The 22,103-nt window shown below is 60.2% G+C and carries 19 protein-coding genes and 2 tRNA genes; 17 read left to right on the top strand and 4 right to left on the bottom strand.

All coding sequences use genetic code 11. The annotated features are described in order from the left end of the window. Together VN623_RS10265 and VN623_RS10270 are read left to right on the top strand one after the other, a co-directional pair. Positions 1–746: TetR/AcrR family transcriptional regulator (locus tag VN623_RS10265; protein WP_325570738.1), on the top strand; the 746-nt coding region annotated here is incomplete at its 5' end. Between the two features lie 281 nt (positions 747–1,027). After that, positions 1,028–1,969: a SphA family protein gene (locus tag VN623_RS10270; protein WP_325570740.1), complete on the top strand. Its 942-nt coding sequence runs from the start codon at positions 1,028–1,030 to the stop codon at positions 1,967–1,969. Positions 1,970–2,360: 391 nt separating this feature from the next. On the opposite strand, the gene VN623_RS10275 is transcribed toward VN623_RS10270, so the two are convergent. Then, positions 2,361–2,435, bottom strand: a tRNA-Thr gene (locus VN623_RS10275). A 494-nt stretch (positions 2,436–2,929) separates the two neighbouring features. On the opposite strand from VN623_RS10275, the gene murA reads away from it, so the two are divergent. From murA to VN623_RS10295, 4 genes are all read left to right on the top strand, one after another. After that, entirely contained in the window at positions 2,930–4,222 is a 1,293-nt protein-coding gene (murA, locus tag VN623_RS10280) for a UDP-N-acetylglucosamine 1-carboxyvinyltransferase (RefSeq protein WP_325570742.1), read from the top strand. Positions 4,223–4,414: 192 nt separating this feature from the next. Beyond that, on the top strand, positions 4,415–4,891 hold the full coding sequence (locus tag VN623_RS10285; RefSeq protein WP_325570744.1) for a DUF2948 family protein: 477 nt from the start codon (positions 4,415–4,417) through the stop codon (positions 4,889–4,891). Between the two features lie 40 nt (positions 4,892–4,931). Next, a complete protein-coding gene (hisD, locus tag VN623_RS10290; RefSeq protein ID WP_325570746.1) occupies positions 4,932–6,230 on the top strand; it encodes a histidinol dehydrogenase in 1,299 nt (432 codons plus the stop codon). A gap of 6 nt (positions 6,231–6,236) precedes the next feature. Beyond that, a complete protein-coding gene (locus VN623_RS10295) occupies positions 6,237–6,734 on the top strand; it encodes a UPF0262 family protein (protein WP_325570748.1) in 498 nt (165 codons plus the stop codon). A 16-nt stretch (positions 6,735–6,750) separates the two neighbouring features. Here the strand turns inward: VN623_RS10295 and VN623_RS10300 are convergent, their stop codons facing one another. Further along, on the bottom strand, positions 6,751–8,031 hold the full coding sequence (locus VN623_RS10300) for an adenylate/guanylate cyclase domain-containing protein (protein WP_325570750.1): 1,281 nt from the start codon (positions 8,029–8,031) through the stop codon (positions 6,751–6,753). Positions 8,032–8,063: 32 nt separating this feature from the next. Next, a complete protein-coding gene (locus tag VN623_RS10305; RefSeq protein ID WP_325570752.1) occupies positions 8,064–8,774 on the bottom strand; it encodes a Crp/Fnr family transcriptional regulator in 711 nt (236 codons plus the stop codon). A gap of 143 nt (positions 8,775–8,917) precedes the next feature. On the opposite strand from VN623_RS10305, the gene VN623_RS10310 reads away from it, so the two are divergent. The 11 genes from VN623_RS10310 to cbiB all read left to right on the top strand — a co-directional run bounded on the left by VN623_RS10310 (position 8,918) and on the right by cbiB (position 20,642). Beyond that, positions 8,918–9,667: a Maf family nucleotide pyrophosphatase gene (locus VN623_RS10310; protein ID WP_325570754.1), complete on the top strand. Its 750-nt coding sequence runs from the start codon at positions 8,918–8,920 to the stop codon at positions 9,665–9,667. 13 nt (positions 9,668–9,680) lie between these two features. Then, positions 9,681–9,896 carry a DNA gyrase inhibitor YacG gene (locus VN623_RS10315; RefSeq protein ID WP_325570756.1) on the top strand — a complete coding sequence of 72 codons (216 nt, stop codon included), beginning with the start codon at positions 9,681–9,683 and terminating at the stop codon, positions 9,894–9,896. Between the two features lie 95 nt (positions 9,897–9,991). Next, positions 9,992–10,067 (top strand) — tRNA-Phe (locus VN623_RS10320). A gap of 139 nt (positions 10,068–10,206) precedes the next feature. Then, positions 10,207–12,156, top strand: coding sequence for an acyltransferase family protein (locus tag VN623_RS10325; RefSeq protein ID WP_325570758.1), 1,950 nt, complete (start codon positions 10,207–10,209; stop codon positions 12,154–12,156). Between the two features lie 16 nt (positions 12,157–12,172). Next, positions 12,173–13,018, top strand: a complete 846-nt coding sequence (locus VN623_RS10330; protein WP_325570760.1) for a rhodanese-related sulfurtransferase — start codon at positions 12,173–12,175, stop codon at positions 13,016–13,018. 222 nt (positions 13,019–13,240) lie between these two features. Further along, positions 13,241–14,203, top strand: coding sequence for an ABC transporter ATP-binding protein (locus VN623_RS10335; RefSeq protein ID WP_325570762.1), 963 nt, complete (start codon positions 13,241–13,243; stop codon positions 14,201–14,203). Next, positions 14,196–14,942 carry an ABC transporter permease subunit gene (locus VN623_RS10340; protein WP_325570764.1) on the top strand — a complete coding sequence of 249 codons (747 nt, stop codon included), beginning with the start codon at positions 14,196–14,198 and terminating at the stop codon, positions 14,940–14,942. Before VN623_RS10335 ends, VN623_RS10340 begins: the two co-directional genes overlap by 8 nt. 9 nt (positions 14,943–14,951) lie before the next feature. Further along, entirely contained in the window at positions 14,952–16,979 is a 2,028-nt protein-coding gene (locus tag VN623_RS10345) for a GldG family protein (protein ID WP_325570766.1), read from the top strand. A gap of 12 nt (positions 16,980–16,991) precedes the next feature. Next, the gene (locus VN623_RS10350; protein ID WP_325570768.1) at positions 16,992–18,017 is read left to right on the top strand and encodes a DUF4340 domain-containing protein; all 1,026 of its coding nucleotides are present in this window, start codon (positions 16,992–16,994) and stop codon (positions 18,015–18,017) included. A gap of 119 nt (positions 18,018–18,136) precedes the next feature. After that, positions 18,137–19,621: a uroporphyrinogen-III C-methyltransferase gene (cobA, locus tag VN623_RS10355; RefSeq protein WP_325570770.1), complete on the top strand. Its 1,485-nt coding sequence runs from the start codon at positions 18,137–18,139 to the stop codon at positions 19,619–19,621. Between the two features lie 64 nt (positions 19,622–19,685). Then, on the top strand, positions 19,686–20,642 hold the full coding sequence (cbiB, locus tag VN623_RS10360; RefSeq protein ID WP_325570772.1) for an adenosylcobinamide-phosphate synthase CbiB: 957 nt from the start codon (positions 19,686–19,688) through the stop codon (positions 20,640–20,642). Here the strand turns inward: cbiB and VN623_RS10365 are convergent. Then, positions 20,626–22,098 (bottom strand): cobyric acid synthase, encoded by a 1,473-nt coding sequence (locus VN623_RS10365; RefSeq protein WP_325570774.1) that lies wholly within the window; start codon positions 22,096–22,098, stop codon positions 20,626–20,628. The two genes, cbiB and VN623_RS10365, sit on opposite strands and share 17 nt — an antisense overlap. Between the last annotated feature and the right edge of the window lie 5 nt (positions 22,099–22,103).

Raw genomic sequence — 22,103 nt, forward strand, 5'->3', positions numbered from 1 at the left:
TTATTCCGCACCGGGACGAACGCGGCAAATTCAAAGTGGCAATGGCACGCAAAGTAAAGAAAAAGCAGATCAGTTCACGGCCGGGCCGGCGGACCGCCAATACCTCTAGCCCAGGTCCCGGCGAGCTTGCCAGGATCGCGCTCGATCTTTTCGCCGAGCGCCATTTCGCAGCAGTGACCATCAAGGACATTGGGCGCGCTGCCAAAGTCAACAGCGCCATGATTTATTACTATTACAAAGACAAAGAAGAGCTTTTTCGCGCGGCCATTGAAAGCGCTATCGACGAAGCATTTCTATTATTTGCCAACCATTGCAGCAGCGATGAGCACGCAAATGCTGCCGACGCGATCGCAAATTGGTTTGACGTCCACGTCAGCCTTCACAAGCAGCTTCGCAACGTCGTGAAGATCAGTCTGGACTGCAAAGGCGTCATCGGCGTTCGGGAAGCGAATGAACCGATACAGCGTTTTTACCGTCACGAGACCGCAATTCTTCAGCGCATCATTCGCGAGGGCATCGAGCAAGGCATATTCCGGACGGTCGATCCGGTCGCCGTCGCCACTATGATTTCGACGAGCCTGGACGGCATAATGGCGCGCTCATTTTTCCTGAAGGACTTCGACATGCTGAGAACTGTCGAGGAGTTCAAGCAGGCCCTGTGGTTGCATCTTGGCTACGATCGCTTGCACGCGAAGGATTTGCCGGCTCCCAGGATCGCCGTGAGCGGTCGCAAGCTCCCGCGCTGATCACGGGCCTTCGGAAGTACCACTGCGAGTATCTTCCATTCGCCCTGCCGCATCGCCCAGTTATGTCGGCTAAATCGCGCGGCACCAGATTCCGAGTTGCGATGACACGTTCCAAGCGCACCAGCCGCGTTACCGCACCGCGATCAATTGAACAGTGGTTATCTGATATCTCCTGGATATCCCGCAAAAACCGAAGAGCGTTACCCAACAACTACATGCAGAGCCGTGTGCATCGGTTAGCATTTTGAGTTCGTTGCGTTCTTTGGGATGGGGGTCTCGGAATGCACACGCGCCAGTATTTTATCACGGCCCTGACATTTGCAGCCTTGTCGCTGGCTCAGGTCCCCCAGGCGCAGGCCGACGAGTATGGCTTCTCGACATATGGGCTTGGCGGTTCGGCATTCGGCGCCGGCCAAACACCGCCACCTGGCACGTACATAACTTACATAACGGGTTTCTACGAGGGCAAGGTCAACACCGACATCACATTCGGCAACGTCACCGTGAATGCTGGCGCCCATGTCGATTTTTTCCAAATGGCGTTAAATGGGCTCTACGTCCCGGATCGAATGGTGCTTGGTGGTCGTCCGGGATTTTCCGTCACCATCCCTGTGGGGCACGTCGACTTGGATGCCAGCGTGACCGGTCCGCTGGGCAATACCTTCAACGATGAAACCTCGGGATGGGGTCTGGGCGATATCACGACCAGAGCGCAGCTTGGTTGGCAGGACGGCGACTTTGCCCATCTCGCATACGCCCAGGTGGTTGCACCAAGCGGTCGATACGCCGTCGGATTCGTCCCGATTATCGGTCTGAACCGCCCGGGGATCGATATCGGCTGGTCTTTCACTTGGACGGAGAAGACGTCGAAGCTGCAGTTCAACGGCACCACCGGCGTTACCTTCAATTTCGAAAATAATGCGACCGATTATGTGAGTGGAACTGATTTTCACGCCGAATGGGCTATCGGCCGCGAGATCTGCCAGGGGCTTATGATCGGAGTCGCGGGTTACGACTTCCGTCAGATGACCGGCGATACCGGTTCAGGCGCACGTCTCGGCCCTCTCAAAGGCGAAGTCGATGCGATCGGACCGGCGCTCACCTATACGACCTTGATAGGCAAAACGCCGTTGGTTCTCAGCGCACGTCACTATCGCGAATACAACGTCGAGCGCCGCTGGGAGGGCAGCAACACCATTTTCTCGGGCACCGTGCGCTTCTGACCAGGGAATTCCTCGATCGTAGTGTCGAGACGAACGCTCAGTCAGCGAGCTTCCTCGCCGCTAACCTCGGCCTGCCAATAGATCAATTGATACCGCGCGACGACAAAGACCACCGTGACAGCGAGGACGGCGGCGGCGAAGATTTTCACGTGGCGATGCATCGCGCTTCTCCTGGCTAAAGAATGTCAAAGTCAGGGTGTCAGGTTATCTATGCAAGAGTTCGTCGAGAAACATGCTCAACGGCGTGCAGCGAACCTGCCATCGCCGGAAAACGCAGCAGGCTGTGAAGCCATCCAAAAGAGCCGAATATTGAAGTGCGCCATGTTCCGCGCCAGATTTTTGGGGAAGGGGTGTAGGACCGCGAACTAAGGTCCGACCTCATTGACCGAAATGGTGCTGCCGGAGGGGATTGAACTCTCGACCTCTCCCTTACCAAGGGAGTGCTCTACCACTGAGCTACGGCAGCCAGAATTAGCGCTTGCGACCCAAGAAAAAGCTCGCGCGCCGACAAGAACGACGCGCGGAAATGCTTTCAGTCGTGAGCGGGGCGGACACTGCCACAAGGCTTGACGGGCGGCAAGACGGAAAGCCAAGTTCAAACTGGACGGTCCAGGAGAGAAAACTCCGGGCCATGTCCGGAGCCTGTGTATAGCCGCATGACCAACAAGCCTCCGACGCAACCTTCTTCAAGGCCTCATTCCAAGCCGTCTCGTGCGGATCGGCTTGCAGACGCTTTGCGAGCCAATCTGAAGCGGCGCAAAGGCGCTGCGGAGGACCGCAGCAATGACGCCGCCCCTACCGGCCCCGCGCCAGAGCCCGATGAGCGTGATGACTAGCCCCCGCCCTGCAAAAGCCGCTTGCCGGCGTCATTGTTGAGCCGCTAATCAGCGCGTCTCGGGTGCAAGCCCGAATCATCAATCATCGCGGTTGCCCGGTTTCGATACGGAGAAGCTCGAATTTATGGATCGGATCAGGATCAACGGCGGTAGACCGCTCAACGGCTCGATTCCGATTTCCGGCGCCAAGAACGCCGCGTTACCGTTGCTGATCGCCAGCCTTTTGACGGAAGACCGGCTGACGCTGAAGAACGTCCCGAACCTCGCCGACGTCAACCTGCTCGTCCGCATATTGCGCAATCATGGCGTCGACCTCGCCGTCGACGGCAAGCGGCCGGGCCCCGCCAGTTACCTGGGGGAGACGTTTCATCTGACGGCGCGCGAAATCGTCGATACGACGGCGCCCTATGAAATGGTCTCGCGGATGCGCGCCAGCTTCTGGGTGCTTGGCCCACTCATCGCGCGCATGCGGCAGGCCAAGGTGTCGCTGCCCGGCGGCTGTGCCATCGGCACGCGGCCCGTAGACCTGCATCTGATGGGATTGAAAGCCCTCGGCGCCGAAATCGATATCGAAGGCGGCTACGTTCTCGCGCGCGCGCCGAAAGGCTTGCGTGGCGCCCGTATCGTATTTCCGAAAGTCTCGGTCGGCGCGACGCACAATGTGCTTCTGGCGGCGGCGCTTGCCAAAGGTGAGACGGTCATTGAGAACGCAGCGCGCGAACCTGAAATCGGCGACGTCGCCCTCTGTCTCAGCAAAATGGGCGCCAAAGTCGAAGGCATCGGCACGTCGGTGCTGCGCATTCAAGGCCGCGACCGGCTTGAAGGAACTGTCCATACCGTTCTCCCCGATCGCATCGAAACCGGAACTTTCGCGATGGCGGTGGCCGCGACCGGCGGCGACGTAACGCTTGAAGGCGCCCGTCTTGCGGACCTCAGGACGGCGCTCGACGCGCTGGCGGAAACCGGCACGGTCGTCGAAGAAACCAAGTCTGGCATCCGGGTCGCGCGCAACGGCGGCGGCATCGATCCCGTATCGGTCGAAACGCAGCCGTTCCCCGGCTTCCCAACCGACCTGCAGGCGCAACTGATGGCACTTCTCACGTTAGCTGCCGGCACCAGCGTCATCCGCGAAACGATTTTTGAAAACCGCTTCATGCACGTGCAGGAACTCGCCCGGCTCGGCGCCGACATTCAACTTCAGGGCGACACGGCGACGATCAAGGGCGTCAAGGCGCTCAAGGGCGCGCCGGTCATGGCGACAGATCTGCGAGCCTCGGTTTCCCTCGTCATCGCCGGGCTCGCGGGCGAAGGTGAGACGGTGATCAACCGCGTTTACCATCTCGATCGGGGCTTCGAGCAGCTAGAGCAGAAACTGCGGCGCTGCGGTGCCGATATCGAACGCCTTTCGAGCGGTTGAAAGCTCAGATCAGGTTTCGAGTTGAACCGAGAAGGAATGTCACGCCCTGACTTCCCCTACCGTGACTCTCGTTATCCTGACTTCCGTTATCGCGCCGCCGAGCCCAGCCATGTTGCGCCGTATGGTGCGCTCTGCAACACTCAGTAAACTGCACGACTCATTACGAGAGCTGCGGGGAGACCTTCGACGCCGATGCCCGATCTGAAACTCATTGCGCTCGACGCGGAAGATCTCGGCGTCATCTCGGCGCATCTGCAAGATGCGGTTTTGCGCGTCGGCGACATGGTCTATCTACCAGACGAGAAACGCTTTGTTGCGCTGGCCAATCGTTTCGACTGGGCGAAAGCAAAGATGCCGCCGCAAACGTCGCGGAAGACATCATCAGATAGCTTTGAGCGTCATCGCGCCGGATTACGTTTTGAACGTGTTAACAGTGCAAAAGTGCAGGGCTTCGATTTTAAGGATAAGAAGGCGGCGTTAGCGCTTCTTGCAGTAACATTCGAGCCTGCATCATCGCAGAACGAGACGCCGGAAGGCGATGTCACGTTGACATTTTCGGGCGGGGCGGCCATTCGGCTGAGCGTCGAATGCATCGAGGCCGAGCTCAAAGACCTCGGGGCGGCCTGGACCGCGAAGCGGTCGCCGGAGCATCCCGAGGACGCAAGCTGAGACCGGTGCGGTTCCGGGCGCTTCGAGGACAATATACATTATGCCGATGCGGCTCAGCACCAACGATAGCAATTTCGAAAGCCAATTCGTGGCCCTGCTGGGGCAAAAGCGCGAAGTGTCGACGGATGTCGACGACACGGTTCGCGCCATCATTGCAGACGTCAGAACGCGCGGCGACGCGGGGCTCGCCGAGTTGACGCTCAAGTATGATCGCCTCGATCTTCAGCGCGCCGGTCCAGCCGTCACCGCGGCGGAAATCGAAGCTGCCTTTGCATCATGTTCGAAAGATACGCTCGACGCCCTTTATTTTGCCCGCGACCGGATTGCGGACCATCATAAGCGTCAGCTCCCTTCCGATGACCGCTACCGCGATGCCGCCGGCGTCGAACTCGGTCATCGGTGGACTGCAGTGGAGTCGGCTGGGCTTTATGTGCCCGGCGGTTTGGCGTCCTATCCAAGCTCGGTTTTGATGAATGCCGTCCCGGCCAAGGTCGCGGGCGTGCCGCGCATCGTCATGGTCGTGCCATCGCCGGGCGGAGAACTTAATCCGCTGGTCCTTGCGGCGGCCAAGATCTCGGGTGTCACAGAGATTTATCGCATCGGCGGCGCCCAGGCGATTGCGGCGCTGGCGTACGGCACCGAAACGATCCGGCCCGTCGTCAAGATCGTCGGACCCGGCAATGCTTACGTTGCGGCTGCCAAGCGCCAGGTCTTCGGTGTGGTTGGCATTGATTCAATCGCCGGCCCCTCGGAAGTGCTTGTGATCGCCGATAAGCACAACGACCCGGAATGGATCGCGACCGACCTTATTGCGCAGGCTGAGCACGATACTGCCGCACAGTCGATCTTGATGACGGATGACGCAGGTTTCGCGACCGCCGTCGAGCAGGCTGTCGGACGTCAGCTTCAGATTTTACCGCGCGGAAATATCGCGGGACAGAGTTGGAACGCGTTCGGTGCCACGATCGTTTTGAAGTCGCTCGGCGAAGCCCCGGCGTTAGCAGACCGTATCGCGGCCGAGCACTTGGAAATCGCAACAGAGAATGCGGAAGATCTGGCCAAGCGCATTCGCAATGCGGGCGCAATTTTCATCGGACACGTGACTCCCGAGGTGATCGGGGACTATGTGTCCGGGTCCAATCACGTACTTCCCACGGCACGCAGCGCCCGATTCTCGTCGGGCCTCGGAGTTCTTGATTTCATGAAGCGAACCTCGATTTTGAAGCTTGATGCAGCGGCGCTCGCAGCCCTCGGACCTGCGGCGATGACGCTGGCACGCGCCGAGGGGCTGGAGGGACACCGCCGTTCCGTCGAAATCCGTCTGGCGAAGGCGGGCTGAGGGTTCATGGATCAGACAGTACCGACCACTGAGAAGACTCGCGATCGTTTGGCCGAGATTACGCTCGACACGAAGTCGCTTGGCCGCAGCAGCGCCAATGTCGAGCACGAGCGGGAAGTCGCCATTTTCGACATTCTCGATGGCAATGCTTTTTGCGTCGACGGTATGGATGCCGGCCCTTACAAGCTGCACCTCGCAATGGTCGAGGACCGGCTGCTACTAGCCATTACGGCTGCCGCCAATGACGAGACGGTCGAGCATTCGGTTTCGTTGACGCCGCTGAAGCGGATCGTGAAAGACTACTTCATGATCTGCGAGTCTTATTACGAAGCGGTCCGGACCGCGCCTCCGGCACGCATTCAGCAGATCGATGTCAGCCGCCGTGCGCTCCACGACGAAGGAAGCGCCGTTTTGCGCGAAAAGCTGTTGCCGAAAATTGTCGTCGATGACGATACGGCGCGAAGACTGTTCACGCTCGTCTGCTCGCTGCACTGGAAGGGATGATCGGCGAAATCCGCGTTCATTTTCGCCCGACCAGAAACCACGCTTCCTGGCGACCGACCCCTTTGATGTCCATCAATCCGCGCGATTCGAGAACGAACGCATCCTTCAACGCTGCAAAACAACCCGGACAAATCGTGATGCGTCCCGGCTCACTCGATTGTTCGAGGCGGCTTGCGAGATTCACAGGGTCGCCCCAGACGTCGTAGCTGAATTTATTCTTGCCGATGACGCCCGCCATCATTGGTCCTGCCGCCATGCCGACGCGGATGTTGATGGCAATGTTTTCAGCGGCACTCAGGCTGTGCGACGCAGCCACCAGATCGAGGGCCAGTGCCGCCAGCGATTGAGCGTGATCCGCGCGCGGGATCGGTACCCCTGACGCAACCATGTAGGCATCACCGATGGTCTTGATTTTCTCTACGCCGTGACGCTCTGCAAGCTCGTCGAACGTGCATATGAGCCGGTTTAAAAGCGCAACGGTCTTCTCCGGTCCAAGACCCCTCGCCAAGCTGACGAAACCGGTGATGTCGGCGAAAAGCACCGACGCTTCCGCGAAGCCGTCGGCGATCGTCTCGCCGGGATTGGCCTTGAGGCGTTCGACGACGCTATCGGGCAGGACGTTGCGGAGAACCGTGTCCGTCTCGGCCTTGGCGCGCTCGGCGAGACTGAAAGCGTAGTAGATGCAGGCGGCGATCAATCCGAACGTCGTGACGGCGCCCTGTATATAAAGCGAATTCGACATCTCGGCGTCGAGATTCAGCAAAGCCCAGGACTTCGGAAACTGGAACCATGCCAGGAGATGCAGGATCAGAGCCGTCACGACGATGGCGATAACGAGCCAAAACCGGCGGCGTTCGAAAATGACGAATGGAGCGGCCGCGGCGACGACGTATTGCAACGGCGCGCCGGCCGTTCGGCCGAAGTAAGAGGTGAAACCGATCAGGGCGACAAACTCGGCGACGACCAGCAGAATGCACCCGGCCATGTCGTTGAAGCGATGCATCAGCGGCACCAGAGACACGATCAACGCCAGCGCGAGATTGAGGAAGACGACGGGCATCATGTCCTTGTTGCCCGACATCCCTAACTGCACCGCGTAGATGAACGTCGTCATGACGACGAGTGCGGAGAATACGTTGACGATCTTCAGCCGCCTCTGCGTGTCTGGGGGATAGCCTTCGATGCCGATGTTGGCGATCCGGCCAAAGAATTTTCGCACCGGCCGCGTTATCTGGATGAACGTCCCGTACCAGCCGTTCGGCCGCGTTTGCTCCTTTTGTTGATCGACGATTGCCATGCGATGTGTCCCACGGGTCAGGGCGCCGAGGACTAGGCCTCTTTGTCGTCGAGGCGGCCGATGCCGCTCAGAGCCGCGACGTCACACACGACTTGCTGCCCCCGGCGCTCGATCGCACCTTCGGTTTCAAGCATCCCGAGCGCCGCGTTGACTTTCGGACGGCTGGCGCCGACGAGAAGCGCCAATTCGCTCTGCGAAATAGGCAACGCAAGCGTGACCCGCTCGGCTTTGCCAATAGGGTCTTTCTGGCGCACGGCGGCAAGGAAGAAACGGGCGAGGCGCGCCTCAATCGGATGAAGTGCGATAGCTTCGAGCTGCTCGTCCGCGTCGCGAAGACGCCCGGCGAGAAAACGCACTGCCGCCTCGCCGACGGACGGTCTTGTCGTTAGCAGGCGCACGAATGAGACCTTCGACAACATCAGCGTTTCGACCTTGTTGACGGCGGTCGCGTCCGCCGAGCGTGGCCGGCCGTCGAACACGGCGAGTTCCCCAAAGATCGAGGGGGCTTCCGCGTGCGCAAAAGAGAGCTCGCGACCGTCCGACGTCAGAACGGAAAGCCGAACCCTGCCTTTGGTGACGACGTGGAGGTCGGAGCCGGCATCGCCTCGCGAGAAAATAACCTGGCCCGGCTCATAGGCCGCTTCCCGCATCTCCGTCGCAACGGCCTTGCGGCTCGGCTCATCGAGGCCGCCGAAAAGGGGCGTTCGAGCAAGGAGATCGGCGGGGTCTGCCCTCAGAGCCATTGTCGCCATCAAATCCACAGGAGCCTCAGCTACTCATGCCCTGTTTCGCGTTCGGCCGCAACGCGCGCGGGCCTTGCTAAGGGCCCAAATCTTGCGCCATTGTTCACCCGCCTCAGCACTTTGCATCTCATCCGGGCCGCATCATGATATCGTCGTTAAAAGCCAGCTTGCTCCCCGCCTTCGTCCGGCCGGATGCTCCTAGCCGCGAAACGCTGCGCCGGTCGATGGCGCGCGACCGCGCGTCGTCGAAGGGGGAGATCGAACGGCCTCGGCTCGTCCTTGCCAGCGCCAGTCCGCGCCGTCTCACTCTGCTGGCGCAGGTCGGCGTCGCGCCGGACGCGCTACGGCCGGCATCGATCGATGAAAGTGCGCAGCGGGGAGAGATGCCCCGGGCACTCGTATCAAGGCTGGCCCGAGCCAAGGCCGAGATGGCGCGCGACCAAATCGCCAACGATCGAGACCTTGCCGACTCCTATATTCTTGCAGCCGACACCGTCGTCGCGATGGGCCGCAAAATTCTGATGAAGCCAACCCATATCGAGGAGGCGATGGCGTCTCTGCAACTCCTGTCGGGCAGGACGCACAAGGTGCAGACGTGTGTCTGCTTGATTACGCCGGACGATCGCGTACGCACAAAAATCGTCGATACGCGGGTTCGCTTTCGATACATCAACAGGTCGGAGCTCGAGTCCTACATCGCGTCCCGGGAGTGGCGGGGAAAGGCGGGCGGCTACGCCATCCAGGGATTGGCCGGATGCTTCGTGCAGAGGCTCGTCGGCTCGTACACGAATGTAGTCGGCTTGCCGCTGACCGAAGTCGTGAGCTTACTGAATTCGGAGAAGTTTCCGATCCAGTACAACTGGCTAAGGTACGCGGAAGTTGACCGCGGTTGAGGCGGCAATCCTAATGTCTTCAGACCCTGCCGGCACCAAACCGACGAAATGCCCGATCTGCGGTAAGGTCGCGGTCGAAGCCTACCGGCCCTTTTGCTCGAAACGCTGTGCCGATATCGATCTCGGAAAATGGTTTTCCGGGAGTTACGCGATCGGCGGGCAGGCCGAGGATGAGGGGGATGGCGACGACCTAAGCCGCGCGCCCGACCGTGACGATGAGGAGCATTAGATGGCCTCGCAGCCTCGCTCGTGAGGTGCTTGCATCCCGGCAACCACGCCCCTATAAGGGCCCGGCTTCGCACGCGCTTAATGCCGACGACGCAGGCCCAGGTAGCTCAGTTGGTAGAGCATGCGACTGAAAATCGCAGTGTCGCTGGTTCAATTCCGGCCCTGGGCACCATTTGCCTGACGCAATTAAAGTCTCCCTCCTTAAGCTGCTGATCTTAGTGTTCTCCAATCCTGTCCCAGTAGATCGCGCTTAGCCGTCGCGACGGGTGATGCTAAAGCTAGCTTAAAAGCACAGGGGAGCGGTGCAGGGGGTGGGGAACAGGTCTCTCGGGTATCGCCCCGAACTGGATGGGCTACGCGCCGTCGCCGTAGCGTCTGTACTTTTATATCACCTGGGATCACCCATCGCACTCGGCGGCTTCGTCGGCGTCGACGTCTTTTTCGTACTATCCGGTTTTCTGATTACGAGACTGATCGCGGAAGAACTCCGCAGCGGAGAATTCAGCCTCTTTAAGTTTTACGAACGGCGAATCCGCAGAATCGCGCCCGCGTTTTTTGTCGTTTGCGCCTGTTGCATGGTCGCGGCCCTAATTTTCCTGCTGCCTCAGGAATTAAAGCGCTTCTCTTCAAGCCTGATCGCCGCGGTCTTCTCTCTCAGCAACGTCTGGTTCTATGCTCATTCAAGTTACTTCGCGTCTGCTGGCGAAGTCCGGCCTCTTTTGCACACGTGGAGTTTGGGGGTCGAGGAACAGTTCTACATTTTATTTCCGATAATGCTTGCAGCAGCTTTCAAATACGCGCCCTGCCGAACCGGCGCGCTGGTCTGGTGCGTATTTGCCGTCTCGCTGATCTTGAGCGTCACCTTGATCGACGAGCATCCGAAGAGTTCATTTTTTCTGATCCACACCCGAGCCTGGGAACTGTTGGCCGGCAGCGTCATCGCTCTCGGACTGGTTCCGGCGGCGACGTCCCGGTGGCAGCGCGAACTCGGCGCTATCGCAGGTCTGATTGGGATCGCGGCAGCGATCGTCGGTTTCAATTCACACACGCCATTTCCCGGCTACGCCGCGCTGCTTCCTTGTTTAGGTGCCGCGCTCATCATATGGGCGGGTGAGGAAAACGCGGTCGCGCGAGTGCTGAGTGCAACTCCGTTCGTATTTCTGGGATTGATTTCGTACAGCTTATATCTGTGGCACTGGCCGCTGATTGTATTCAGCCGGTTGTGGGTGATCGGTCCATTCGATTTAGCGCAGCAGATTCTGCTGACGTCCGTCGTCGTGGGACTTTCAATCGCGACTTGGCATTTCGTAGAGACGCCCTTTAGGCGTCGCGACGGCAGAGGCTTCAGCCGGCGGACGATGTTTACAGCCGTAGGCGTCGGTCTCGGCGCTCTTGCAGGATGCGGATTGATACTCATCGGCCTTCGCGGGCTGCCCGGCCGCATTCCGAAGGACGCTCTCGTTCTGGCGTCGGCGTCTTCCAATTCGAGCCCCATGCGTTCGAAGTGCCACTTCAGTGGTTCACTCGATCAAACGTACGGCATGTCGTGCGTTTTCGGCGCGCCGGTGGAACCGGACTTTATTGTCTACGCCGATAGTCATGGAGCAGAACTCAGCTTGGTCCTGGGCAAGCTTGCCGGGGCGAAAGGCCAGAGCGTGCGCGAGTTGACCGCTTCAGGTTGCGCACCCACTGTTGACTCCCTGCCTGAGGACGACCCGGAGTGCGCTATCTATAACGCAAGGATGCTCAAGAAATTGACCTCTATTCCCGCGGCGACCGTGATCGTTACGGCCAATGCGTCGGCGTGGTCTTCCGCAGGCGCCGCGACATACATACCCGGCATGCAAAAGGTCGTGCATGCGCTTCGCGGCGCGGGCCATCGCGTCATTTTGTTAGGTTCCGTGCCGCAGCATCCAAATGGCGTTCCGATCCCGGCGACATTGGCGAGACGGGCTATGCTTGGCGAGAGGCCGGAGGATTATACTTTTGATCCGAGGATCGCTCACTTCCGCGATATCGAAGCGGCACTCGAGAAGGTCGCTGCGGCAGAGCACGTCGAATACGTGCCGGTGTATCCTCTGCTCTGCGATGAAAACAGATGCAAAGGCGACATTGGTGGCACGGTACTTTACTTTGACCACGGTCATCTTTCGATGGCCGGGGAGAAAATGATAGCCACCAAGCTGCTGGCTCCCCTTCTTTGGCCGCCGGATGCAGTGGTGCAGGGACCAAGTGAGTTACAAGATCAAATTGCCCAGTGAGCCGAGCCCCGTCGCCGTGTCTGGAGTAGAGCCCGCATGCCTTGTCGCGGCATTTTACAAGTTCGTCGCGATCGACGACACGACCGCCCTTCGGGAGGATTTGCGAAAATTTTGCGCGGCGCGCCCGATTAAAGGCACGATCCTTGTGGCGCACGAGGGGATCAACGCGACGGTGTCCGGCGTTGAAAGCGACGTAAGGGCGCTCATTGAGATACTTAACGCCGACCCTCGATTTTCAAACCTTGCCGTAAAGTTTTCCGTGGCCGGTAGTCATCCGTTTCGACGACTCAAGGTCAAGATCAAGCGCGAGATCGTAACGCTCGGTCTCGAGGAGACGCGGCTTTCAGCGCCAACAGCGCATGCCGTCGAACCCGAAGATTGGAACGCGCTCATTTCTGATCCGGACGTCCTCGTCGTCGATACGCGCAATGACTACGAGGTCGAAGTCGGCACGTTCGAAGGCGCTTGCAATCCGCGCACGCGTGCGTTCCGCGAATTTCCTGACTTCGTTGCGCGCCAGCTTGTGGACAACCGGCAGAAAAAAATCGCGATGTTCTGCACCGGCGGCATTCGTTGCGAAAAGGCGAGTGCCTATCTCAAGTCGGAAGGGTTCGAGCACGTTTATCAGTTGAGCGGCGGCATCTTGCGCTACCTTGAGCGCGTCGCGCCCACCGATAGTATGTGGCGCGGCGAATGCTTTGTCTTCGACGAGCGCGTGGCGCTCGAACATGGTGTGCGGCAAGGCCACCACGGACTTTGTCAGCGATGCGGGCATCCCGTCATGCTTCGGGATGAGGAGCGCGACGCAACGCTATGCGCGTCGTGCCGCGATGATAGCGCGACGCCATCCGTCGCAACGTGATCGACGCGACGCTGCTCGCACGTTCGCAAGTTTTGATCAATATGAACAGAACTGATGATCTCTCCGCGGGCACGGTCGCGTCACGTCATTTGTTGCTGCGTAAACCGTTGAGTTGCCTGCACTTGGCTGTCCGAAATTTAACGTTTCCTACCCTTGACCCGCAAGCTGGTTGGAATAATCCACGGGCACAAACATCGCGTCCAAACCACGAGGGAGGTTCACATGACGGTGCTGATTGAAGCCGTCGGACTTCAAAAACAGTTTGGCGAAATCAAAGCCGTCGATGGAATTTCGCTGAAGGTCACGAAGGGCGAAGTGCTCGGGTTCCTCGGACCGAACGGCGCCGGCAAGTCGACGACGATGAAAATGATCACCGGGTTTCTTGAGCCCGATTCCGGCAGAGCCTCGATCTGTGGTGTCGACGTCTTCGACGCGCCGAAGAGAGCAAAAAGGATGTTCGGCTATCTGCCCGAGGGTGCGCCGGCCTATGGGGAGATGACGCCGAGATCGTTCCTCACTTTCATCGCCGAAATCCGGGGTTATCGCGGTGCTGAAATCGCGTCGCGCGTCGCTGGCTCGGTCGAGCGCGCCGGTCTCGAGCCGGTCATCGATCAGGTGATCGATACGCTTTCGAAAGGCTACAAACGCCGCGTCGGCCTCGCGCAGGCCATCCTGCACGACCCGCCGGTTCTCATTATGGACGAGCCGACGGATGGCCTCGATCCCAATCAGAAGCATCACGTGCGCCAGCTCATCACGGATATGGCCGCCGACAAGGCGATCATCATTTCAACTCACATTCTCGAAGAGGTCGAGGCGGTGTGCTCGCGCGCTGTCGTCATCAACAAGGGCGTGATCGTAGCTGATGGAACGGCCGACGACCTGATGCAGCGCATGCATTATCACGGCGCAGTATCGCTGAAGGTTATCGCCGACCGCGCTGACGCAGCGATTCGAGCCCTCTCCAGCGCCAGCGGCGTTGCGCGCGTCGAAACAGTCGGCAAGCCGAACGGATATACGCTGCTGAGGGCAATTCCACGTCAGAAGACCATGTCGGCTGCAGAAGTCGCGGCCGTATTGCGCGCTCAGAATATTCCCGTCGACGAACTCTACGTCGAGCGCGGGCGGTTGGACGAAGTGTTCCGCCAAATAACCATGCCGCAAGACGGAGGCCACAATGCGTGAGACTTGGGGCAACGCCTGGATCATTGCGAAACGCGAGCTTAAAGGTTATTTCGCGACGCCGCTCGCACTTGTGTTCCTGACGGTATTCGTCGCGCTCACCGGCGCCTTGACGTTCTATGTCGGGAATTTCTTCGATCGCGGGCAGGCCGACCTGTTCCCGTTCTTTGCTTATCATCCGTGGCTCTATTTGCTGCTCGTTCCGGCGGTCGCGATGCGGCTGTGGGCGGAGGAACGCAAGACGGGAACGATCGAACTCCTTATGACACTGCCGATCTCGCCGCTCGAAGCGATCCTCGGCAAGTTTCTCGCTGCCTGGGCGTTCATCGGTCTGGCGCTCGTGCTGACCTTTCCCATGTGGATCACGGTCAACGTCCTCGGCGACCCCGATAACGGCGTCATATTTACGAGCTACCTCGGCAGCTTCCTGATGGCCGGTGCATTCCTCGCAATCGGATCGTTCGTATCGACGCTGACGAAAAATCAGGTCATCGCCTTTATCGTCGCCTCGCTGATCTGCTTCTTGTTCACGATGAGCGGTCTCGATCTCGTTCAAAATGCATTGCGCGCTTGGACGCCGGAAGTCTTCGCCACAGCCGTTTCATCGATGAGCTTCTTATCGCATTTCGAGCGCATCACGCGCGGCGTGCTCGACCTGCCGACGCTCGTCTTCTTCTTCTCGATGATTGTCTTCTGGCTGTTCGCGACGGTTATCGCGGTCGATCAGAAGAAAGCGCAGTGAGGTTGGCCCATGTCCGATCTATTTGCTTCGATTAAGCGGGCCTTCAGGCCTCTGGTAGCCCGTTTCGCAACCGTCAAGCGCAGCACACTCGCGTGGACCGGCTTGGCGCTCGCGGGGCTCGTGCTGCTCTCGGTCAATCTCACCTCGTCTATCGGGCTCAAAACCTGGCGCGCCGATCTCACGCAAGACCGGCTGTTCACGATTTCGAAGGGAACGCGCGAAATTCTCAACTCGATCGATGAACCGATCAGCGCCCGGCTCTATTTCTCTCGCAACCTCGCCGCTGCATCGCCCGACGTGGCGCGCTACTTCGATCGCGTCCGCACCCTCTTCGAGCAGTATCGCGACATTTCCGGCGGCAAGTTGCAGCTTTCCATACTTGATCCCGAACCCTTCTCCGACGCCGAGGACAAGGCGGTCGCGTCCGGGCTGAAGGGCTTGCGACTTAACGCGGAAGGCGAGGTCGGCTATTTCGGTCTCGTCGCATCGAACGCAACCGACAATCAGCAGACGATTCCTTTCTTCTCGCCCGATCGTGAATCGTTCCTCGAATACGACGTGACGAAGCTGATCTACGCGCTGGCAAACCCGAAGAAACGCACGATTGGTCTGATGACCTCACTGCCGCTCGATGGCGGCAAGTCGCCGATGCGCGATCAGGCGACGCAGCCTTGGCTGATCATGAGTCAGATCCGCGAGTTCTTCGACGTGCGCACCATTGATCAGGACGTGAAGGAAATTCCCTCGGACATCGACGTGCTGATGGTTGCGCAGCCGACGCAACTCAAGCCTGAGGCGGCTTACGCCATCGATCAGTACGCACTGAAGGGCGGCAAGGTGCTGGCGTTCGTCGATCCGGTGTCGGAAAGCGCCCAGATGCAATTGCTGCAGAAGCAAGGCGACGGTCGCAAGGAATTCGAAAAGGTTCTTAAAGGCTGGGGCGTCGATTTCGACAGCAAGCAGGTCGCCGCCGACATTCGCCACGCCCGTCGCGTCCAGTTCGGCGGCGGACAAGGTGGCGAAGGCATGGTGACGGACTTCGTCGCCTGGCTCGGCCTCGACAAGTCCGGCATCAACCCGAACGATGTATTGTCGGCGGGTATCGACGAGATCAATCTTGCGTCCGCCGGTGTTCTAACGAAGGTCGAAGGGTCGCCGGTCGATTTCTCGCCGATTTTCGAGACGAGCACCGACGCGGCGGTCGTTGGTTCAGACAAGGTCGGCTTTGGCGCCGACCCCCTGGCGCTGTTACGCAACTACGTCGCGGGCGGTCACAAACTGGTTCTAGCCGCAAGGCTTTCTGGTGAGGCCAAATCGGCGTTCCCGGATGGCGCGCCGAAGGCGGCACCTGCCGAAGATAAGAAAGCCAGCGACGAGAAGAAGCCTGCTGCAGAGGCCGCGAAGGCAACGCCGCCTGTGCCTCCAAGCCCGTTATCCGACAAGACCGCCAAGGCCGATCACGTCACATCCGGCAAGATCAACGTCATCGTCGTCGCCGATACCGACCTTCTTGCCGATCAGTTCTGGGTCAATCGCCGCGAACTCGCAGGACAAGATGTCATCATGCCGACGGCCCACAACGCGGCCTTTGTCGTCGGTGCGCTCGAAAATCTTTCGGGCAGCAATGCACTGATCGGTCTGCGCGGGCGCGGCGTGAAAGACAGACCATTCACGCTCGTTGAAGATTTGAGGCGAAGCGCCGAGCAGAAATTCCGCGCCAAGGAACAAGCGCTTGAAGAGAAGCTGCAGGCGGCTCAAAGCGAGCTACAGAAAATCCAGACGTCCGGCGCCGGCGGCAGCGCCATCCTTTCCGATAAAGAGCAGCAGGCCGTCGGGAAATTCCGTGGCGAGATGCTCAACACGCGGCGGGAGCTGAGAGACGTCAAGCACGCGTTGCGCCAGAACATCGATGATCTCGGCGGTTGGCTGAAGTTCGCCAACATCGCCTTCGTTCCGCTGATGCTCGGCGCCGCCGCCTTTGGACTTTCATGGCGGCGCACGCGTCAACGCCGTCAAAAGCCAAAAAACGATCGCTGAGGAGGAAGTCCGATGAAGCCTCAACACTTCGTGGCTCTGCTCGCCGCTGCGGTGCTTTCGCTCGTCGTCGCCGTCACGGCCTACGTTTCGACGCAGCCGTGGACGGCTGCCGGCAGCGGCAGTGCCGAGGCGATGCTGCCGGCGCTGAAGACCTCCGGCGACAAGGTCACCGCAATCGAGATCGACCAAGGCGGTAAGATCATCAAAGTCGCCGAGAAGGACGGCAAGTGGGTCGTCGCGAGCCAGGAAGACTATCCCGCCAACGTCGAGGCCGTGCGCGGTCTGTTGCTCGCCGCATCGGAAGCCTCGCTCGTCGAACGCAAGACGGCAAAGAAGGACATGCTGAAACTTCTGGGTCTCGGTGATCCGAAGGCAAACGGCGCACCCTCGCGGCTGATCCGTTTTCTTGATGCAAAGGGCAATCCGGTCGCGGAGATCATTGCCGGCAATAAAAAGAACGACGCGTTCGGCGCCAGCAAGAGCGGCACCTATGTCCGCAGGCCGGGCGAAGATCAGAGCTGGCTGGCCAATCGCTCGATCGACGGTTCGACGACGCTAAGCGACTGGGTGAAGACACGAGTCGTCGATCAGCCGACGGACTCGATCAAGACGACGTCGATCGAGGTTGCCGGCGAGCCCGCCTACACGATCGATCGCGACACCGACGGCAAGAGCCACAAGCTCAGTCAGATGCCGGCGGGCAAAAAGCTCAAGTATGTGAACTCGGTCGAGGAGATCATCGAGTCGGCGAGCTACGTCGACTTCAAGAGCGTGCGTAAGGCCGGAAAATCAGACGCGCTGCCGAGCGCCGGGAAAGTCACTTTCGAAACCGATAAAGGGCTGAAAGTCGAACTCAATCTCAGGTCCGACGGCAAGCAGGCTTGGGTCAGGGTTTCCGCGTCAGGTGAGGGCGACGGCAAGAAGGACGCCGAGGCGATGTCGGCTCTGGTCAACGGCTGGGAATTCGAGATTCCGGTCGCGAAAATATCGACCCTGATGAAGAAACAGGCGGACCTGCTCGAGGATGCGGCTTCGTAACGCCGGGGCATAAACGGCCAAGCAGGCGGGACCGCGCGAGTCCCCTCTGTTGCGTTGCAAAATATGCTATATATCGGTTTAGACTTTCTGCGAAGTTTTGAACCGGACGCCCTTCGACAATGACTTTCCGCGCGCCTGAAGATCTTGAGAAGAGTCCGTCGCTTGAACAGCTCGTTCGTTGGCGCCGCGACGTGCGCCGCTTCAAGCGCGATCCCGTTCCACAGGCATTGATCGATCGGCTTCTGCGCCTTGCCGATCTCGCACCTTCCGTCGGCAACAGTCAGCCGTGGCGGATCGTCAGCGTCAATAGCCCCGAAAAGCGGGCCGCAATCGTCCAGAATTTCGAAACGGCGCGGCAACGATCGGCCGAGGTCTATAGCGGTGATCAAGCTGATCTCTACAACCGGTTGAAGCTTGCGGGCTTCGATGCGGCGCCGGTTCAGCTCGCCGTGTTCTCGGATCGCGGCGCCATGCAGGGCCATAGCCTCGGCAGGCAGACGATGCCGGAGACGCTTGATCATTCGTGCGCATGCATGGTGACGGTGCTGTGGCTTGCGGCGCGCGAGGCGGGTCTCGGTCTCGGCTGGGTGTCGATCCTCGATCCGGCGGCGGTTACGGCGACGTTGGACGTTCCGGCGAATTGGAAGTTCGTTGGATATCTGCTTATCGGCTGGCCCGAGGAAGAGCACTTGGACCCGGAGCTCGAACGGCACGGCTGGCAGCCGCGCACGCCGTTCGAAGCGCGCTACTCGGAAGTGGGATTGCAGGGGGCAACGCCTGGGCAAGACACGGGGTCAGATGGCACCGCCATCCAAAACGGCTGCGTCACGCTCGTTGGCGCGGGTCCGGGAGATCCGGAGCTGCTGACGCTCAAGGCGCTTCGTGCGCTTCAGTCGGCCGACGCCGTTCTGTTCGATGATCTGGTCGCCAAGCCGATCCTCGATTACGTGCGGCCGGGCGCGCAAATGATCGATGTCGGCAAGCGTGGCTATCGGAAATCCTGCAAACAGCCTGATATCAACGCACAGATGATCGCCCTGGCGCGCCAGGGACTTCGCGTCGTACGTCTCAAATCGGGCGATCCGCTGGTGTTCGGCCGGGCGGGCGAAGAGATCGCCGCGTGCAAGGACGCCGGTGTGCCGTTGAGTGTTATCCCGGGCGTCACCTCAGCCCAAGGAGCGGCCGCCAGCCTCAAGGTTGCGCTGACCAATCGCGATCACGCGCGCCGCTTGCAGTTCATTACCGCGCATGACCGGCGCGGGCACTTGCCGGCCGACATCGATTGGAGCGCCGTCGCCGACCGCGCGGTGACGACCGTGATCTACATGCCGAAGCGGACGCTCGCCGAATTGACTGAAATCGCTCTTACGCACGGGCTTGATCCGAAGACACCCGCACTCGCCGTTGCCAATGCGACGCGCCCCGACGAGCAGGTTTTTATTTCGACAGTTGGCGCGATCGCCGCCACGCTTGGCGCGGCGCATCCCGACGGGCCCGTGCTTGTGATGATCGGCGAGGCGCTGCGATATGCAACGGCGAGGGACGCAGCCGATCAGGCCGGCGTGGTCTTGTCGGCGCTTGATGTCTTACCGGAACTGACCTGACGAACGGACAGTTCTGCGGCGCTGAAGAGGCGGCTCAAAACAATTCATGCCAATTGAGCCCATAATGTCGGTCCTCGTACTGGCGCTCGTCGTCGAGGCCGCGTTCGGATATTCCGACCGCATCTATGATTGGATCGGGCACCCGGTCACTTGGCTGGGCGCGTTGATCTCGACGCTCGACGGTGCGCTCAATCGCGGACATCAAAGTTCCGATATCCGCCGCGCGGCAGGTGCGCTGACGCTCGCCGTGATCGTTGCCATTGCTGCCGGCATTGCGTGGGTTCTCGAAAGCGCTCTGGCGTCCCATTGGGCCGGCAACATTGTGCTGGCATTGCTCGCGTCGACGATGCTCGCGAGCCGGAGCCTTTACTACCACGTCCGGGACGTAGCAAACGCCCTCACCACGGAAGGTCTCCCCGTGGCGCGGTATGCGGTTAGCCGTATCGTCGGACGCGATCCCCAAACGCTCGATGAGCATGGCGTCGCGCGGGCGGCGATCGAAAGTCTTGCCGAGAATGCATCCGACGGTGTCGTCGCACCGGCCTTCTGGTTCCTCGTGCTCGGCCTGCCGGGCCTTGCCGCATACAAAGCGATCAACACGGCCGACAGCATGATTGGGCATCGCACCCCGCGCCACGAGGCGTTCGGTTGGGCGGCGGCTCGGTTCGACGACCTTGTTAATCTGCCGGCGTCGCGGTTGACGGGGCTGCTGTTCGCCGCTGCCGCTCTGGTCCTGCCGGGAGCTTCGGCGCGCGACGCACTTCGGGCGATGGCCCGCGACGCACGACGACACCGTTCGCCCAACGCCGGCTGGCCGGAAAGTGCGATGGCCGGCGCGCTGGGTCTGAAGCTCAACGGACCGAAGAGCTACAAAGGCATCCTCGTCAATGATGCTTACATGGGTGAGGGACGGCCCGACGCGACGGCGCAAGATATCCGCGATGCGCTGCGGCTTGCCGGCACGGCTTGGGGGGGCATGGTGGCGGCACTTCTGATCGCCGCCATCATTTTGCAAATGTGAGCAATCGCTCGATATCGACGTGCCGCGCGAGGTGATCGGCGAACCGGTCGAGCACGGCATCGACGCCTGTCTCATAACTCTCACCCGACGGCTTCGCTCCGAATTCCGCAAGAAACGCGGCGCGCGCATCGTCGGACGCGAAGAGCCCGTGAACATAACAGCCCCCGACGCGGCCATCGGGAGACGTTGCGCCGTCGGCACGGCCATCGGCGAACGTGACGAGAGGTTGCGCAATATCCGGTCCGGATGTTTCGCCAACGTGCATTTCGTAGCCCTTGAACGCGGCTCCGGATCGCGAAAGTTTGCCTTCGACGGCCGCCAATGTTTTTTCCGTACCGAACTCGGTCTCAACGTCGAGAAGCCCAAGGCCCTCGACCGTGCGCGGCCGCCCCTCGATGCCGTTCGGATCGGAGATACGTTTGCCGAGCATCTGATATCCGCCGCAAAGACCAAGCACGCGTCCGCCGCGACGCACGTGGGCGCTGATGTCCATGTCCCATCCCTCGCCGCGCAACGCCGCGAGATCGTCGATCGTCGCTTTCGAGCCGGGGAGCAGAACGAGATCGGCGTCGCGCGGAATCGCATGCCCCGGCTCGATTAGATCGACCACGACATGCGGTTCATTCCGCAGCGGATCAAGATCGTCGAAATTTGAAATGCGCGGCAACACTGGCACCGCAATGCGCAGTTTGCCTTGCGTTCTTTCAGGCGATGGCGCGATGAGACCGCGAAGGCCAAGCGCGTCTTCTGCCGGCAGACGTCGGGCAGCTTCAAAATACGGCACGAGCCCAAGCGGTGCCCATCCCGTCATGCGAGCGATTGCCGTCATCCCATCGGCAAAGAGCGATGCGTCGCCGCGCATTTTATTGACGATGAAGCCGCGGATCATCGCCGCGTCCCCAGCGTCGATGACATACTTCGTGCCGACGAGGCTGGCGATGACGCCGCCGCGATCGATATCGCCGATCAGGATCACCGGTACATCCGCGGCGCAAGCGAATCCGAAATTGGCAATGTCGTTCGCGCGTAAATTGATTTCCGACGCACTGCCGGCACCCTCGACGAGTATGAGTTCGGCGTCCGCCTTCAGGCGCGCGAAACTGTCGAGCACGGCGGGCATCAATTCGCGCTTTTTCGTTTGAAACGCGCGCGCCCCGGCCGAGCCAATCCTTCGACCCTGTACGATAATCTGCGCGCCCGTCTCGCTTTCAGGCTTCAGCAACACGGGGTTCATATGAACCGAAGGCGCAACGCGCGCGGCGCGGGCCTGCAATGCTTGAGCGCGGCCGATTTCGCCGCCGTCGTCGGTAACAGCCGCGTTGTTCGACATGTTTTGCGGCTTGAAGGGAGCAACGCGAACGCCACGGTTGGCGAACAACCGGCACAGGCCGGCGACGACGAGTGACTTACCGACGTCGGAGCCCGTGCCCATGAACATCAACGCGCGCGCCGACATGATCC

Source organism: Hyphomicrobium sp., assembly GCF_035572195.1.
In the GTDB taxonomy this organism is placed as follows: domain Bacteria; phylum Pseudomonadota; class Alphaproteobacteria; order Rhizobiales; family Hyphomicrobiaceae; genus Hyphomicrobium_B.